This window comes from Pseudomonas synxantha (assembly GCF_900105675.1).
In the GTDB taxonomy this organism is placed as follows: Bacteria; Pseudomonadota; Gammaproteobacteria; order Pseudomonadales; family Pseudomonadaceae; genus Aquipseudomonas; species Aquipseudomonas synxantha.
This window is the reverse complement of sequence record NZ_LT629786.1, coordinates 4,610,332-4,625,484: the sequence shown is the minus strand read 5'-3', so window position 1 is coordinate 4,625,484 and position 15,153 is coordinate 4,610,332. Positions and strand designations below refer to the sequence as shown.

16 protein-coding genes are annotated in these 15,153 nt (G+C 59.5%); 12 read left to right on the top strand and 4 right to left on the bottom strand.

Annotated features, from left to right (window positions below; translation table 11 throughout):
• Both BLU48_RS21455 and BLU48_RS21450 read right to left on the bottom strand, forming a co-directional pair.
• The gene (locus BLU48_RS21455) at positions 1-2,037 is read right to left on the bottom strand and encodes a sensor histidine kinase (protein WP_057021622.1); all 2,037 of its coding nucleotides are present in this window, start codon (positions 2,035-2,037) and stop codon (positions 1-3) included.
• 46 nt (positions 2,038-2,083) lie between these two features.
• Complete coding sequence (locus tag BLU48_RS21450) at positions 2,084-3,001, bottom strand: putative 2-dehydropantoate 2-reductase (protein WP_057021621.1); 918 nt, start codon at positions 2,999-3,001, stop codon at positions 2,084-2,086.
• A 123-nt stretch (positions 3,002-3,124) separates the two neighbouring features.
• Here BLU48_RS21450 and BLU48_RS21445 point away from each other — a divergent pair, with 123 nt between their 5' ends.
• Both BLU48_RS21445 and BLU48_RS21440 read left to right on the top strand, forming a co-directional pair.
• Positions 3,125-3,610: a YajQ family cyclic di-GMP-binding protein gene (locus BLU48_RS21445; protein WP_057021620.1), complete on the top strand. Its 486-nt coding sequence runs from the start codon at positions 3,125-3,127 to the stop codon at positions 3,608-3,610.
• Positions 3,611-3,747: 137 nt separating this feature from the next.
• Complete coding sequence (locus BLU48_RS21440) at positions 3,748-4,590, top strand: mechanosensitive ion channel family protein (protein ID WP_057021619.1); 843 nt, start codon at positions 3,748-3,750, stop codon at positions 4,588-4,590.
• A 183-nt stretch (positions 4,591-4,773) separates the two neighbouring features.
• On the opposite strand, the gene BLU48_RS21435 is transcribed toward BLU48_RS21440, so the two are convergent.
• Entirely contained in the window at positions 4,774-6,054 is a 1,281-nt protein-coding gene (locus tag BLU48_RS21435; RefSeq protein ID WP_057021618.1) for an OprD family porin, read from the bottom strand.
• 744 nt (positions 6,055-6,798) lie between these two features.
• Between BLU48_RS21435 and BLU48_RS21430 the strand changes: the two genes are divergently transcribed.
• A complete protein-coding gene (locus BLU48_RS21430; RefSeq protein ID WP_057021617.1) occupies positions 6,799-7,224 on the top strand; it encodes an HIT domain-containing protein in 426 nt (141 codons plus the stop codon).
• Between the two features lie 3 nt (positions 7,225-7,227).
• The gene (locus BLU48_RS21425; protein WP_017847119.1) at positions 7,228-7,434 is read left to right on the top strand and encodes a SlyX family protein; all 207 of its coding nucleotides are present in this window, start codon (positions 7,228-7,230) and stop codon (positions 7,432-7,434) included.
• 71 nt (positions 7,435-7,505) lie between these two features.
• Here BLU48_RS21425 and BLU48_RS32520 read toward each other — a convergent pair whose 3' ends face one another.
• Complete coding sequence (locus tag BLU48_RS32520) at positions 7,506-8,108, bottom strand: cold-shock protein (protein ID WP_010566142.1); 603 nt, start codon at positions 8,106-8,108, stop codon at positions 7,506-7,508.
• 427 nt (positions 8,109-8,535) lie between these two features.
• Between BLU48_RS32520 and BLU48_RS21415 the strand changes: the two genes are divergently transcribed.
• The 8 genes from BLU48_RS21415 to ruvB all read left to right on the top strand — a co-directional run bounded on the left by BLU48_RS21415 (position 8,536) and on the right by ruvB (position 15,120).
• Positions 8,536-9,009: a Dps family protein gene (locus tag BLU48_RS21415; protein ID WP_003193874.1), complete on the top strand. Its 474-nt coding sequence runs from the start codon at positions 8,536-8,538 to the stop codon at positions 9,007-9,009.
• Between the two features lie 181 nt (positions 9,010-9,190).
• Positions 9,191-9,544, top strand: a complete 354-nt coding sequence (locus BLU48_RS21410) for a ribbon-helix-helix domain-containing protein (protein WP_057021616.1) — start codon at positions 9,191-9,193, stop codon at positions 9,542-9,544.
• A 170-nt stretch (positions 9,545-9,714) separates the two neighbouring features.
• Positions 9,715-9,936 carry an FmdB family zinc ribbon protein gene (locus tag BLU48_RS21405; protein ID WP_003193872.1) on the top strand — a complete coding sequence of 74 codons (222 nt, stop codon included), beginning with the start codon at positions 9,715-9,717 and terminating at the stop codon, positions 9,934-9,936.
• A gap of 108 nt (positions 9,937-10,044) precedes the next feature.
• The gene (gene aspS, locus BLU48_RS21400) at positions 10,045-11,820 is read left to right on the top strand and encodes an aspartate--tRNA ligase (protein WP_057021615.1); all 1,776 of its coding nucleotides are present in this window, start codon (positions 10,045-10,047) and stop codon (positions 11,818-11,820) included.
• A 135-nt stretch (positions 11,821-11,955) separates the two neighbouring features.
• Complete coding sequence (locus BLU48_RS21395) at positions 11,956-12,702, top strand: YebC/PmpR family DNA-binding transcriptional regulator (RefSeq protein ID WP_043051417.1); 747 nt, start codon at positions 11,956-11,958, stop codon at positions 12,700-12,702.
• A gap of 154 nt (positions 12,703-12,856) precedes the next feature.
• Positions 12,857-13,381 carry a crossover junction endodeoxyribonuclease RuvC gene (ruvC, locus tag BLU48_RS21390; protein ID WP_032862494.1) on the top strand — a complete coding sequence of 175 codons (525 nt, stop codon included), beginning with the start codon at positions 12,857-12,859 and terminating at the stop codon, positions 13,379-13,381.
• Between the two features lie 68 nt (positions 13,382-13,449).
• The gene (gene ruvA, locus BLU48_RS21385; RefSeq protein ID WP_003175802.1) at positions 13,450-14,061 is read left to right on the top strand and encodes a Holliday junction branch migration protein RuvA; all 612 of its coding nucleotides are present in this window, start codon (positions 13,450-13,452) and stop codon (positions 14,059-14,061) included.
• Positions 14,062-15,120: a Holliday junction branch migration DNA helicase RuvB gene (ruvB, locus tag BLU48_RS21380; protein ID WP_057021614.1), complete on the top strand. Its 1,059-nt coding sequence runs from the start codon at positions 14,062-14,064 to the stop codon at positions 15,118-15,120.
• The last annotated feature ends 33 nt before the right edge of the window (positions 15,121-15,153 follow it).

Sequence of the window (15,153 nt, the reverse complement as noted above, 5' to 3'; positions counted from 1 at the left end):
TCAGTGCTCCAGTTGGGTGAGTTCTGTAGGGGACAATTGGCTGCCGGCCAGGGGCAGGCGCAAGGTAAAGCAGGTGCCTTGGCCTGGGGTGGAATGCACTTCCATCTGGCCCTTGTGGTTGTTGGTGATGATGAAATACGACACCGACAGCCCAAGCCCGGTGCCCTGGCCGATTTCCTTGGTGGTGAAGAACGGTTCGAAGGTGCGCTTGCGCACGTTTTCGCTCATGCCGATGCCGTTGTCTTCCACCTGTATTTCTGCCCACGGCGGGTTGAGGCGGGTGCGCAGGATAATACGCCCCGGCTCGCTGTCGTCTTCGCGCAGGTGAATGGCTTGGGCGGCGTTCTTCAGCAGGTTGAGCAGCACTTGTTCCAGCTCGTTGGCGGTGCCGGGCACAGGGCCCAATTGCGGGTCGAACTGACGGATGATCGCCTGGCCCTTGAAGTCGAAGCCGATGGTCAGGTCGAAATCGTTGCCGGCGATTTCCACGGCCTGGTCGATCAAGGCCGGCAAGTCGCAGGGGGCCATCTGGCGGTTACTGCGGCGGCTGAAACTGAGCATATGGGTAACGATTTTCGCCGCCCGCGCCCCGGCCTGCTGAATACCGTCGAGCAACTGCGGGACTTCGCGGCCTTGCAGGTAACGATTGACCGTGTCCAGCTCGATGCCCACCTGCTCGGCGTACTCCAGGTTCTTGGGCAGCTCCGGAGACAGGCGGCGACGGATGTTCTGCACGTTATGCAGGATCGCGCCCAGTGGGTTGTTGATTTCGTGGGCCATGCCGGCGGCCAGGCCGCCCACCGAGAGCATTTTTTCCGACTGCACCATCATTTCTTCCAGGGACAGGCGTTGGGTGATGTCGTCGATTCGGATCACCACGCCACGCCCGGCACCACCCATCAACGGGTAGAACGTCAGGGCGTAATGCTTGGGTTCATCGTCCTTGATCCAGGTGACCCGCTCGATCCGTTCAACTGTGTGTTGCTCCACCGTGGCCTTGATTTGCGGCAGGTATGGTTTGAGCGGCTGGAAGGCAAGGAAGATCGGCTGGTTCAGGGCTTCGTCCAGGCGCGTGCCGGAAAGGGCGGTGGCTTCCTGGTTCCACTGGGTGACATAGAGCTGTTCATCCAGGGCGATCAGCGCCGAGGGCATCGAGTCGATAATGCTGTTGAGGTAGTTCTGGAAGCCCGTGAGCTTTTTCTCGATCTTGCTGCGCACCTGGACTTCCAGTTCCAGCTTGCGGTTGGTATGCCGGGTCTCTTCGGCCAGCCCCTGGGCCTGGTCGTAAGCAGCCTGGGAATCGTCACGCGCACGCTTGAGCTGCTGCTCGCGGGCTTCGATACGCGACAACATGGTGTTGAAGGCTTCGGCCAGGCTGCCGATCTCGTCATGGTTGCCACGCCCGGCGCGCAGGGCGTAGTTCTCTTCACGGGTGACCTGCCGCGACAGTTCTTCCAGTTCATGGATGGGCCGCGTGATCAGACGTTTGATTTGCCGGGCGATGACCAGCCACAACAGCACACTGAAAATCAGGATGCCCAGGCTCGCGGTCAGCGTGCCGGTATAGAAGGCCACCGGCAGCTCACTGCTGGCCACCAGCAGTAAATGCCCGGAAGGCTGGGTGCCGCGGGGCAGGGTGATGACCTGGTTGCTGCGAAACTCGGTCAGGCGCCAGGCCTCGATATGCCGATAGTTGTCCGGCAGGTGCAGGCGGTCGCCGTGCTGCATCTGCGCCAGACGGTTGCCTTCACCGTCGTAGAGAGCGGCGGCGCGCAGTGGTGAGTAGCTGGTCAGTTCATTGAGCAGCGCCTCGGCCTTGGCCGGGGATTCGAGCGCCTCGGCGGCGAGCGATGGGTTGGACACCAGTCGACCAATGGCCTGCAATGCCTGGGGCGCCATGCTTTCCTGGGAGATCCAGTAGGCAGCGCTGATAAATGTGAGGTTGGCCACCAGCAACACCGTGGTCAATAGCACCAGCAGGGCCACCAGCAGTTTCTGCCCTACCGGTAGATTTTCAAGACGCTGGCGCAGTGGCATCAGGGTTTTCCAAGGTGATAGACAGGTAGGCAGGGTAGCGCGTGCCTCAGTCGCTGGCCAATCCGCGTGCGAGCAAATGCTTCACCAGGCGCGCTTGCAGCTGTTGCAGATGCGGCAATGCCAACCGGTGGCGGGCCGCGGCCTGGCAAGCGTAGCCCAGCAGGTAGCTGATCTCGGTACGCCGGGCGTTGGCGACATCCTGGTACATGGACGAGTAATTGGCGGCGGTGGCGTGGATCACACGCTCCACTTCGTTGTGCAGGTCCTGTGCCGCCGCAGGCTGGCCGCAGCACTCCAGCAGTTCGGCCAGTTCGGCGCAGAGCGTGGCGACCTCACACTGATGGTCTTGCAAGCCGCCGTTGCGGCATTGGTAAAGCACGGTCAACGGGTTGATGGCGCAATTGAGCGCCAGCTTGCGCCAAAGCCGCGTGAGGATATCGGTGGCCCATTCGTGAGGAATGCTCGCAGCTTGCAGGTCGTCCAACCATAGCGGTGGGGTGGGATGGTTTGCGTCGCCCAGCCAGGTGTAGCCATGGCCGGCAAACACTACCCGCCAATCGCCATCGCGAAATGCGCCTTCGGTGCTGGACGCGTAGATGCAGCGGGCCGACGGCACTTGTGCAGCCACGGCGTCCTGGCTGCCGAGACCGTTCTGCAGCAGGATCAGTTCGGCATCCGGTGCCAGTCGAGGTTGCAATTGGGCGATAGCGCGTTGGGCGTCGTAGGCTTTGCATGCCACCAGCAGCCGATGAATCGGCTCCGGGCTTTCGGCTGTTTCGCCAATCACCGCATAGGTGTGTTCCACACCGTGCTCAACCAGGGTCAGGCCCTGGCCGGCGCGATAGCTGGCCAGGCGCGCCTCATTACGCAGGATCAGCCTGACCGGTACGCCGGCACGCGCCAGCCGCGTGGCCCATAGGGTGCCCAGGCTGCCAGCGCCGAGAATATGCCAGGGGGTCGACATCAGTTTGTGCTCCGTAGGGTCGCTCACAGTGAACGGGGCGAAAGAACCGCTATAATGCCTCGGCATTTTAGCTCGGGCGCGCTCCATCTTTACTGAGCCCGCCCCTTATATTGGAGAAATCACATGCCTTCGTTCGACGTGGTATCTGAACTGGACAAACACGAAGTCACCAACGCCGTCGAGAACGCCGTCAAGGAACTGGACCGTCGCTATGACTTGAAAGGCAAGGGCAGCTTCGAATTCAAGGAAAAGGAACTGACCGTCAACCTGACCGCTGAAGCCGATTTCCAGCTGGAAGCGATGATCGAGATCCTCAAGCTGGCCCTGGTCAAGCGCAAGATCGACGTGCAGTGCCTTGAAGTCAAGGACGCCTACGCCTCCGGCAAGCTGATGAAGCAGGACGCCGTGCTCAAGGAAGGCATCGACAAGGAGCTGGCGAAGAAGATCGTCGCGCATATCAAGGATGCCAAGCTGAAAGTCCAGGCCGCCATCCAGGGCGAGCAGGTGCGTGTCACCGGCAAGAAGCGCGACGACCTGCAAGAGGCCATCGCGGCCCTGCGCGCCAAGACCTTCGACATGCCGCTGCAGTTCAATAACTTCCGCGACTGATGGCACTTTGGGGAACCTGTGGGGGTTTTTGACGTCCCACGCCCCAGACTCAGCGCCTACAATTGAGCCCTACGGGGCTCAATTGCGTTTTCAGGCAGTCAATCAAGCCGCATATCCGCAAAGACAGGAGAAGCTACATGGATTTAAACGCAGAAGTGGATCATTTGATCAAGACCTCCCAGTCCTGGATCCCGATGATCATGGAATATGGCAGCCGTGTATTGCTGGCCATGCTGACCCTGGCCATCGGCTGGTGGCTGATCAACAAACTGACCCATCGCGTGGGCCGCTTGCTCGCGGTACGCAATGCTGACCTTGCGCTGCAGCACTTCATTACCAGCCTGGCGAACATCGTGCTCAAGGTCATGCTGGTGGTCAGCGTGGCCTCGATGATCGGTGTGGAAACCACCTCGTTCGTCGCCGCTATCGGCGCCGCGACCCTGGCCATCGGCCTGGCATTGCAAGGCAGCCTGGCCAACTTCGCCGGTGGCGTGCTGATCCTGCTGTTCCGCCCGTTCCGCATTGGCGACTGGATCGAAGCCCAAGGCACCTCCGGCACCGTCGACAGCATCCAGATTTTCCACACCGTGCTGCGTACCGGCGACAACAAGACGGTGATCCTGCCCAACGGCATCCTGTCCAACGGCATCATCACCAACACCAACCGCCAGCCAACCCGCAAGGTAGTGTTTGACGTCGGTGTGGATTACGAGGCAGACCTGCAAAAAGCTCGCGAAGTGCTGCTGGAACTGGCCAAAGACCCACGGGTGCTGGCTGATCCTGCACCGGTGGCGGTGGTTTCGACCTTGGGCGACAGCTCCATTACGGTTTCCCTGCGCTGCTGGACCAGTACCCCGGATTATTGGGACGTGATGTTCATGTTTAATGAACTGGCGCGTGATCGTTTGAAAGCAGCGGGGATTGATATTCCGTTTCCGCAGCGGGTTATTCGTGTGATGCAGGAAAGTGTGGCGAAATAACTTGGCGTGAATCTGTCGAACTTGCCCGATAGGTCAGCTTTGGCAAACTAGTTACTTAGCTTGCTAGTTGTTTTTTTTGATTGAAATAAAACTGCAATAAAAAAGCCGCTCCTTGTTTAAACATGGAGCGGCTTTTCTGTTTAAGGCCGAAGCCTTAAGCCATCATTGTAATTAAACAGACGATTACAAGATGTTCAGCGGGTAGTTCGCGATCAGGCGCAGCTCGTCGATAGAAGGCGAACCGTAGTAAACGCCATCACCGGAGCGGTAAGTCGCTTGACGCAGACGCAGGCTGAGGTCTTTAGCCGGGCCGCTCTGAATCACGTACTTGGCTTCGATGTCGCGTTCCCACTCTTTGCCGTTGCTGGTCGTGCCAGTGTTGGCGCCGCTACCGGTGACGTAGCGAGTCATGAAGCTCAGGCCAGGAATGCCGAAGGTCGCCATGTTGATGTCGTAGCGCGCCTGGTAGGACTTCTCGCCTTCGGCGTTGAAGTCGGAACGGGCGATGGAGTTGGCCAGGAATACCGTGCCGCCGCCGTCTACGCCGTAACCGTAGTCGCCGTCACCGGTAACCTTCTGGGCTGCCAGGGTGAAGGTGTGAGCGCCGATGGTGTACGCACCCTGCAAGCTGAACGCGCGGTTGTCGAGCTTGGTCACGCCATCCTTCTCTGCGCGTTGCAGGCCTGCGCCATCGCTCTTGGTGTCGTAGATGTTGAAGTCCAGCGCGAAGGACTGATCATCGCTCAACGCGTGGGTCCAGTTCAGGTTGCTGTAGTACTTGCGGAAGTAATCTTCGGTTTTCGCGTAGTACAGGCTACCGGTGAATTCCGGAGTGAACGCGTAGACGCCGCCGACAAAGTCGGTTTTCGTCAGGCCCAGGCTGTCATGGTAGGTCTGTGCCTGCGCGACGCTGGAGGTGAAGTGGCCGCCCTCAAGCTTGAGGCCCTTGATCTCGTTGCTGGTGATCGAGATACCCTGTGGCAGCTCCGGCAACAGACGGCTGTCGTCGGAAGCGAACACTGGCGCGGTGGTGTACTGGTCACCGACTTTCAACACAGTATTGGAGATGCGGAACTTAACCGCGCCGCCGCCCTTGGAGTAATCGTCCTGCGAACGACCGTCGGAACCGGTGGGGAACAGACCCGTGCCAGCTCGACCCTTGCCGCTGTCGAGCTTGAGGCCCATCAGGCCGATCACGTCGACACCGACACCAATGGTGCCTTGGGTGAAGCCCGATTCGTACAGGGCATTGAAGCCCAGGCCGGTTTCTTCTGCACGGCTCTTCGAACCCGGGCCCGACGGGTTGTTACGGAAGTCGCGGCTGAAGTACAGGGCGCGAGTATTGATAGTGAACGTACTGTCTTCAACAAAGCCCTTGGAATCGTCCTGGGCGGACGCCATTGCGAACTGCGAGGTGCCTGCTGAAACAGCCAGGGCGATCATGCTCCACTTCATCACGCGCATCGTGATTTGCTCCTTTGGTTTTAGGAAGAGTACTGCCGTCCCACCTGTATTTTTATCTGGGCGGCTCTTTCTTTATTTGTGTCGGCGCAAAGTTATATCACGCAGACTCTAATGACGATACTTACCCATCTTTCCTTTCAGCTTCTTTACGAGGCTGTCGTAAATCGCTAGATCCATGTCGCAAATTCACAGCCCGAATGTAACCGGGCTGACAACTTCAATGCTCTTTTCCTACATCTTTCAAACTTTGAAGGCTTCCTTGATGCGCATTGAACCGCCGCTGGTTTTTATCGCGAAACACCTGCTTCCAAACGGGTGCCGTTGCCGACGATATGAGGTTGAATGCAACAAGCGTGCTCAAAATGGTAGCCGAATGTCATTTTTTCGTGAAAAGCGTGAAGAGAGTGTAAAAACCGCATAAACACGGGGCCTTTACACTCTATGGTTCGAGCTTGGCGCCGGGGTGTTACACCCGTGCGGTCACTCACAAAGGTGTTCGTCGGGGTAAAACGTTACCGGTCCACCCCGTCAGTGGGTACTTGGCGGATCCCTTTGAGGCACAAGCGAGTCATTTTGGTGCGTGCCGCCGAGGCCCGAGGTAGCGTGTTCGACTGTGCGCCTGCCTCGAAAAGGTGCGTAGTTTTTATCCGATTGCCTCAAGGCTTGTGCCCATTCGTCGTGAACACGTGGGCATTCGAAGGTATGCTGGGCGCCTGAAACTGACCTGCCGAACGGAGTGTCCACGTGTTCGCCCTAGATCAACGCCTGCAACAAGATACCTTGGCCATTGGGGACTTCCCGCTGTGTCGCCTGCTGCTGTCCAATGACTCGAACTACCCCTGGTTTATCCTGGTACCGCGCATCGACAATATCAGCGAAGTGTTTCAACTGGATGTCGCAGATCAACAAACCTTGTGGCAAGAGACGACGGCCCTGGCGCAGCTGCTCAATGAAGGGCTGGCCGCCGATAAGATGAACATCGGCGCGCTGGGCAACGTGGTCAACCAGTTGCATGTGCACGTGATCGTGCGTAAACGCGATGACGCCGCCTGGCCGGCTCCGGTGTGGGGCAAACATCCCGCCCAGCCTTATAACCACGAGCAAGTGTCGGCGATGCGCGCTCTTTTGCGTGAGCTATTGCCCGCCGAATTCATCTTTACCCAGGACTGAACCATGGACCTGCAAGATCGCGTCACCGACCTGGAAAGCCGCCTGGCCTTCCAGGACGACACCATCGAGACCCTCAATGACATCCTGGTCACCCAGCAGCGTGCGGTCGAGCGCCTGCAATTGCAGATGACGGCCCTGCTCAAGCGCCAGGAAGAAATGGGCGGGCAGTTCGAGTCGTCCGAAGAAGAAGCGCCGCCGCCGCACTATTGAACTGGCAGGCAATAAAAAACCGCGATCCAGGCAACGCTGGATCGCGGTTTTTTTTGCTGCGAGGGCTGGGATCAGCGACGCGGCAGGGCAGCGATGACATCTTCAGCTTGCAGGCCCTTGTCACGGTTCATCACCGAGAACTCCACGCGCTGGCCTTCGACCAGGACGCGGTGGCCTTCGCCACGGATAGCCCGGAAGTGGACGAAGATATCGTCGCCCGAATCGCGGGAAATGAAGCCGAAGCCTTTGGAGGTGTTGAACCACTTGACGGTCCCGGTATCCCGGTTGGTCATGTCGTAGTTTTGCGACGCGGCCGCTGGGGACGAACGGTAGAAGCTGATGGCCAGGTGAAGAACAATGGCGACCAGAGCAATCACCAGGCTGAGCAGGATAGCCGGATGGCCACCGACTTCAGGCATGGGCGCCAGGAGGGTGAGGGTTTGTACGACAACAGTCAGCACCAGCAGCGCACTGACCAGGTTTTGCAGTTGATGACGCGTGCCTTTGTTCCAGTAAGGGATTACCGGTGCGAGCGTCAGGTTAAGCAGGCCGAACAAGGCCAGGTACAGAGCGTCATGTTGTTGCAGGTAGGGCAGGCTTTCAGGCTGCAGGCTCGGGATAAAGGACAGCAGCAAAGCTGCAACGCCCGTTAGCAGGTGGACGATTTTCAACATTTTGATTAACTCACGTTAAGACGGATCACAAGGAAGAGCTGACTGGCACGGTTCGCTTCTGAACAATGGGAGGCGTTGAGCACGTACGCGGGTATCAGCCTATGTGGCGTGCCGCAGAAATAAACGGCAGCCACACGGCGTCTATTTAACAGCAAAGGCCGTGCCTACTCAAATCAAGCATTTCGGCGTGTTGCGCCGGGTACGGCATTTCTGCGGCAAACGCTTGTCCTAGACAGGTGCAGGTTTTTGTGGTGGCCTGCAGAGACTCTTCCTACGGGGAGAAAGGCTTGCCAATTCACATCTGCAGGCGGTGCAGGGGCGATTTGCCGCACGCTGCCCGGGTGTGTCGGGCTGCACGACGCCCGCTCTCTTGCTACAGTGATCCTGCACCTGATCAATGAATGCTCGTCAATTGAAGGGGAAAAACATGGCAATCGATATTGGTATCAGTGAAGAAGACCGTAAATCCATCGTCGACGGACTCTCGCGGCTGCTGTCCGATACCTATGTTCTTTATCTGAAGACCCATAACTTCCACTGGAACGTCACGGGCCCCATGTTTCGTACGCTGCACCTGATGTTCGAGGAGCAGTACAACGAACTGGCGCTGGCAGTGGACTCCATCGCCGAGCGCATCCGGGCCCTGGGTTTCCCGGCACCTGGCGCCTATTCGATCTACGCCCGCCTGTCTTCGATCAAGGAAGAAGAGGGCGTGCCGAGCGCCGAAGAGATGATCAAGCAACTGGTGGCAGGCCAGGAAGCGGTCACGCGTACCGCCCGTGGCATCTTCCCATTGCTCGACAAGGTCAGTGATGAGCCGACGGCGGACCTGCTGACCCAGCGTATGCAGGTCCACGAGAAAACCGCGTGGATGCTGCGTTCCCTGCTTGAAAACCAGTAAGTGTCGAACCCGGGCGGCGCCTTCTGGGCGCTGCCTGCCTGTTTCCCTGCGCTTCCTGGCGTTGTCCTACGACTAACAACTCCCCGTCTTCTGGCTGCCCCGCGCGTCCTGCGGTTTTATAGGCCCATCGCCCAATGGGAGAAGCCCATTGGCTGCTGTTTGGCAATGGAGTGTCAGGTGTATGTCACGTGGAGTAGGTAAGGGAGTGATGGAAACCTGTGGTTTTCACAAGATAAAGGTCGACCCCTTTGACAAGGGGTTTGATATGGGGATGGCCAAGCCATTGTCCCGTTCGGTCAGGCTCAACGGGTTTTCTACCTGCCTGCGGCTTGAGCAGATCTATTGGAATATTCTGACGGAGATCGCCAGGATCAATACCTGCTCAGTCAGTGCCTTGTTGTCCTATGTCGATCGGGAAGTGCATTTGCGCTATGGAGGAGTGAAGAACTTCAGTGGGTTGGTGAGGGTGGTGTGCGTGGTTCATGTACTCAAAGGCCGCGCCGCCGCCGCGTCTGCGGACACGCTTGTGCAATAGTCCGCTGGCTTCGGGGCCGGCCCTTCAACCTCGCGGGCCGGGCCTGGGGCAGAAAGCCGGCTGCGCTGCCTCGATTTACCAGATATAATCCCGCGCTTTGCTGCGCATGCCGGGCTTTATGCAAAGGGCAGGGCGTGGCGCTGTAACGTTCTGATCGCCGAGACATCCCCATGCCCATGTACGACTATCAATGCGCTTCCTGTGGTCACCAGTTGGAAGCCATTCAGAAGATCAGCGCAGCGCCGCTGGTCGATTGCCCTGCCTGCCAGGCACCTGAGTTGAAGAAGATGTTGTCCATGCCGGGCTTCCGCCTGAGCGGCAGCGGCTGGTACGAGACCGATTTCAAGACCGGCGCCAAGAAGAACCTGGCGGGCGGCGACAAAGCAGACTGAGTTGAACTCTACGCGCAGGCTCCTGCATTATCCGTCCCCTGCTTTAATGTACGGTGACGAGGCAAGCCTGCCACCGAAATTCGAATTACGAGAAGTGAAACCACGACCATGATGCGCAGCCACTATTGCGGCCAACTGAACGAGACCCTGGAAGGTCAGGAAATCACCCTTTGCGGATGGGTTCACCGTCGCCGCGACCACGGCGGGGTAATCTTCCTCGATATCCGTGATCGTGATGGTCTGGCCCAAGTGGTGTTTGACCCGGACCGCGCCGAGAGCTTCGCCGCCGCCGACCGTGTGCGCAGCGAATACGTGGTGAAGATCACCGGCAAGGTACGCCTGCGTCCGGCCGGTGCCGTGAACAAGAACATGGCTTCTGGCGGCATCGAGGTGCTGGGCTATGAGCTGGAAGTGCTGAACGAGTCGGAAACCCCGCCGTTCCCGCTCAACGAATACTCCGACGTGGGCGAAGAAACCCGCCTGCGCTACCGCTTCCTGGACCTGCGTCGTCCGGAAATGGCCGAGAAGCTGCGCCTGCGTTCGCGCATGACCACCAGCATCCGCCGTTTCCTGGATGAGAACGGCTTCCTCGACGTCGAGACGCCGATCCTCACCCGGGCTACCCCGGAAGGCGCACGTGACTACCTGGTGCCTAGCCGTACCCACGCTGGCAGCTTCTTTGCCTTGCCGCAATCGCCGCAGTTGTTCAAGCAGCTGCTGATGGTCGCCGGCTTCGACCGTTACTACCAGATCGCCAAATGCTTCCGTGACGAAGACCTGCGCGCCGATCGCCAGCCTGAATTCACCCAGATCGACATCGAGACCAGCTTCCTCGATGAAAAAGAGATCATGGGCCTGACCGAGCAGATGATCCGCAACCTGTTCAAGGAAGTGCTGGACCTGGAGTTCGGCGAATTCCCGCACATGACCTTCGAAGAGGCCATGCGCCGCTACGGTTCCGACAAGCCAGACCTGCGTAACCCGCTGGAACTGGTGGACGTGGCCGACCAGCTCAAGGACGTCGACTTCAAGGTGTTCAGCGGCCCGGCCAACGACCCCAAATGCCGCATCGCCGCCCTGCGCGTGCCTGGCGGCGCGAGCATGCCGCGCAAGCAGATCGACGACTACACCAAGTTCGTCGGCATCTACGGTGCCAAGGGCCTGGCGTACATCAAGGTCAACGAGCGCGCCAACGGCGTTGAAGGCCTGCAGTCGCCGATCGTGAAAAACATCCCTGAAGCCAACCTGAACACGATCCTCGATCGCGTCGGTGCGGTCGATGGCGACATCGTGTTCTTCGGCGCCGACAAGGCCAAGATCGTCAGCGAAGCCCTGGGCGCGCTGCGCATCAAGCTCGGTCACGACCTGAACCTGCTGACCTGCGAATGGGCACCGATGTGGGTCGTCGACTTCCCGATGTTCGAAGAGAACGACGACGGCAGCTTCAGCGCCTTGCACCACCCGTTCACCGCGCCAAAGTGCTCCCCGCAGGAGCTGGAAGCCAACCCGGCAGGCGCGCTGTCCCGTGCCTACGACATGGTGTTGAACGGTACCGAGCTGGGTGGCGGTTCGATCCGTATCCACCGCAAAGAGATGCAGCAAGCGGTGTTCCGCCTGCTGGGCATCAACGAAGCGGAACAGGAAGAGAAGTTCGGCTTCCTGCTCGACGCCCTGAAGTACGGTGCACCGCCCCACGGTGGCTTGGCCTTCGGCCTGGACCGTCTGGTCATGCTGATGACCGGCGCCCAGTCGATCCGTGAAGTGATTGCCTTCCCGAAAACCCAGAGCGCTGCGGACGTCATGACCCAGGCTCCGGGTGTGGTGGATGCCAAGGCACTGCGCGAGCTGCATATCCGCCTGCGCGAGACGCCGAAGGCTGAGTAAGGCTGCGGCGTGAAAGCGCGATAAGGTTGTACGCAGTCAAAAAGGCGCATCTTCGGATGCGCCTTTGCGTTTAAAAGAAGGAAATCCTGCCTGGGGCGGGATTGATAAGGTTTCTAGAGAATTCGGAGTTGTGTTATGGCTGGCCATTCCAAGTGGGCGAACATCAAGCACCGCAAAGAGCGTCAGGATGCCAAGAAAGGCAAGATCTTCACCAAGTGGATTCGCGAACTGACCGTCGCTGCCCGCCAGGGTGGCGGTGACCCGGGTTCCAACCCGCGCCTGCGCCTGGCGCTGGACAAGGCGCTGGGCGCGAACATGAGCCGCGACATCATTGACCGCGCCGTGGCCCGTGGTGCTGGTGCGGCCGATACCGACGACATGGTCGAGCTGACCTATGAAGGCTACGGCCCGGGCGGCGTGGCGGTGATGGTCGAGTGCATGACCGACAACCGCAACCGGACCGCCGCAGCCGTACGCCATGCGTTCAGCAAGTGCGGTGGTAACCTCGGCACGGATGGTTCGGTCGCGTACCTGTTCGAACGCAAAGGGCAGATCACCTTCGCCCCCGGCACCGATGAAGACGCACTGATGGAGGCCGCAATGGAAGCGGACGCCGACGACGTGGTTACCAACGAAGACGGTTCCATCGACGTGTTTACCTCGTTCGCCAGCTTCTACGCCGTGCGTAATGCCCTGGAAGCCGCTGGTTTCAACGGCACCGATGCAGAAATCGTGATGCTGCCGACCACCAGTGCTGAACTGGACCTGGAGGGTGCGCAGAAGGTGTTGAAGATGCTGGATATGCTTGAAGACCTGGATGATGTGCAGAATGTCTACTCGAATGCCGACATCCCGGAATCGGTGGCTGAACAGCTAGGCTGAAGAACGATGTGATCCAGTGTGGGAGGGGGCTTGCTCCCGATGGCGGTAGTTCAGTCGATTTATAAGTAACTGACCCACCGCCATCGGGAGCAAGCCCCCTCCCACATTGGATTCTCGCTGTATCGAAAAAAGTATTATTTATTCCGCAGGCGTTATGACTTTAATCCTAGGTATCGACCCCGGTTCGCGCATCACCGGTTTTGGCGTGGTGCAGCACACCCCGCGCGGCTGTATCTATGTGGCCTCGGGTTGCATCCGTACCGGCGCCGGTGAGTTGGCTGAACGGCTGCAGATCGTCTATCGCGGCGTACGTGAAGTCATCCAGACTTACGGCCCGGTTACCATGGGCATCGAAAAGGTGTTCATGGCCAAGAACGCCGACTCTGCGTTGAAGCTCGGCCAGGCCCGCGGCGCTGCTATCGTGGCGGGGGCCGAGGAGGGCATGGAGATCGCCGAATACACCGCGACCCAGGTCAAGCAGGCCGTCGTTGGCACTGGTGCAGCGAACAAGGAGCAGGTGCAGATGATGGTCATGCACATGCTCAAGCTCACGTCAAAGCCGCAGATCGACGCCTCCGATGCCCTGGCCATCGCCATTTGCCATGCGCACACCCGCTCCAGCCTGTTGCCTCACGGCTTGGGCACTGCACGTAGTCGTGGCGGGCGGCTACGTCTCTGATAGCATCAGCGCATTCGTTATTTGCGGTCAGGCCCTGACCTGACCCTCAAGCCTTAAGGATCTGAACCGTGATTGGACGCTTGCGCGGCACCCTGGCTGAGAAACAGCCGCCGCACCTGATTCTGGATGTGAATGGATTGGGTTATGAGCTGGAAGTGCCCATGACCACCTTGTATCGCCTGCCGTCGGTCGGCGAGCCGATAACCTTGCACACGCATTTAGTGGTGCGTGAAGACGCGCAACTGCTCTATGGTTTCATCGGCAAGCGCGACCGCGATTTCTTCCGCGAACTGATCCGTCTCAATGGTGTGGGGCCGAAACTGGCGCTGGCGTTAATGTCGAGCCTGGAAGTGGATGAACTGGTACGTGCCGTTTCCGCCCAGGACACCTCGGCCCTGACCAAGGTGCCGGGCGTGGGCAAGAAGACCGCCGAGCGCCTGTTGGTGGAGCTCAAGGATCGCTTCAAGGCCTGGGAGGTGGTGCCGAGCATGTTCGCTCTGGTACCGAACCAGCCGGATATGCCGGCAGGCCAGGTCGCCAGCGCCGAAAGCGATGCGGTCAGTGCGCTGATCTCCCTGGGCTACAAGCCCCAGGAGGCGAGCAAGGCGGTATCGGCCATCAAGGACAAGAACCTGAGCAGCGAAGACATGATCCGCCGAGCCCTGAAGGGAATGATTTAAGTGATTGAAGCTGATCGTCTGATCGCGGCCACCGGCCCGCGTGACCGTGAAGAAGTCCAGGACCGGGCCATCCGCCCCCTGAGCCTGGCCGAGTATATCGGCCAGCCTACCGTGCGCGAGCAGATGGAGCTGTTCATCCAGGCTGCGCGGGGTCGCAGTGAGTCCCTGGACCACACCTTGATCTTCGGCCCGCCGGGGTTGGGCAAGACCACCCTGGCCAATATCATCGCCCAGGAAATGGGCGTGTCGATCAAGTCCACCTCCGGCCCGGTGCTGGAGCGGCCTGGCGACCTGGCGGCGCTGCTGACCAATCTTGAACCCCACGATGTGCTGTTTATCGATGAGATCCATCGGTTGTCGCCGATTGTCGAGGAGGTGCTGTACCCGGCGATGGAGGACTTCCAGCTCGACATCATGATCGGCGAAGGCCCGGCGGCCCGTTCGATCAAGCTCGACCTGCCACCGTTCACCCTGGTCGGGGCGACCACCCGCGCGGGCATGCTGACCAACCCGCTGCGAGACCGTTTCGGCATTGTTCAGCGTCTAGAGTTCTATAGCATTGCCGACCTTGCGACCATCGTCAGCCGTTCGGCGAGCATCCTGGGCTTGCCCCTGGACCCGGAGGGTGCCTTTGAAATCGCCCGCCGCGCCCGCGGTACGCCACGGATTGCCAACCGCTTGCTGCGCCGGGTGCGCGACTTTGCCGAGGTGCGTGCCAAGGGTCATATCACCAAGGCGGTGGCGGACCTGGCATTGAACCTGCTGGACGTGGATGAACATGGCTTCGATCACCAGGACCGGCGCCTGCTCTTGACCATGATCGAGAAATTCGACGGTGGCCCGGTCGGCGTGGACAGCCTGGCCGCGGCCATCAGTGAAGAGCGCCATACTATCGAGGATGTGCTGGAGCCATACCTGATCCAGCAGGGCTACATCATGCGTACACCGAGGGGCAGGGTGGTCACGCGCCACGCTTACCTGCACTTCGGGTTAAATATTCCGTCACGATTGGGGGAGATGCCTGCTGTAGACGAATTCCTCGATGCAGGGGACGATTAAAAAGGTCACGCCAGACGATTTATCTGAAGTTTG

Bases quoted from the DNA above. Each gene is read 5' to 3' on its own strand.
- BLU48_RS21455 (WP_057021622.1), bottom strand. From the start codon at position 2,037: ATGCCACTGCGCCAGCGTCTTGAAAATCTACCGGTAGGGCAGAAACTG.
- BLU48_RS21450 (WP_057021621.1), bottom strand. From the start codon at position 3,001: ATGTCGACCCCCTGGCATATTCTCGGCGCTGGCAGCCTGGGCACCCTA.
- BLU48_RS32520 (WP_010566142.1), bottom strand. From the start codon at position 8,108: ATGTTGAAAATCGTCCACCTGCTAACGGGCGTTGCAGCTTTGCTGCTG.
- BLU48_RS21445 (WP_057021620.1), top strand. From the start codon at position 3,125: ATGCCTTCGTTCGACGTGGTATCTGAACTGGACAAACACGAAGTCACC.
- BLU48_RS21425 (WP_017847119.1), top strand. From the start codon at position 7,228: ATGGACCTGCAAGATCGCGTCACCGACCTGGAAAGCCGCCTGGCCTTC.
- BLU48_RS21410 (WP_057021616.1), top strand. From the start codon at position 9,191: ATGTCACGTGGAGTAGGTAAGGGAGTGATGGAAACCTGTGGTTTTCAC.
- BLU48_RS21395 (WP_043051417.1), top strand. From the start codon at position 11,956: ATGGCTGGCCATTCCAAGTGGGCGAACATCAAGCACCGCAAAGAGCGT.
- BLU48_RS21440 (WP_057021619.1), top strand. From the start codon at position 3,748: ATGGATTTAAACGCAGAAGTGGATCATTTGATCAAGACCTCCCAGTCC.
- BLU48_RS21405 (WP_003193872.1), top strand. From the start codon at position 9,715: ATGCCCATGTACGACTATCAATGCGCTTCCTGTGGTCACCAGTTGGAA.
- BLU48_RS21435 (WP_057021618.1), bottom strand. From the start codon at position 6,054: ATGCGCGTGATGAAGTGGAGCATGATCGCCCTGGCTGTTTCAGCAGGC.
- aspS (WP_057021615.1), top strand. From the start codon at position 10,045: ATGATGCGCAGCCACTATTGCGGCCAACTGAACGAGACCCTGGAAGGT.
- BLU48_RS21415 (WP_003193874.1), top strand. From the start codon at position 8,536: ATGGCAATCGATATTGGTATCAGTGAAGAAGACCGTAAATCCATCGTC.
- ruvC (WP_032862494.1), top strand. From the start codon at position 12,857: ATGACTTTAATCCTAGGTATCGACCCCGGTTCGCGCATCACCGGTTTT.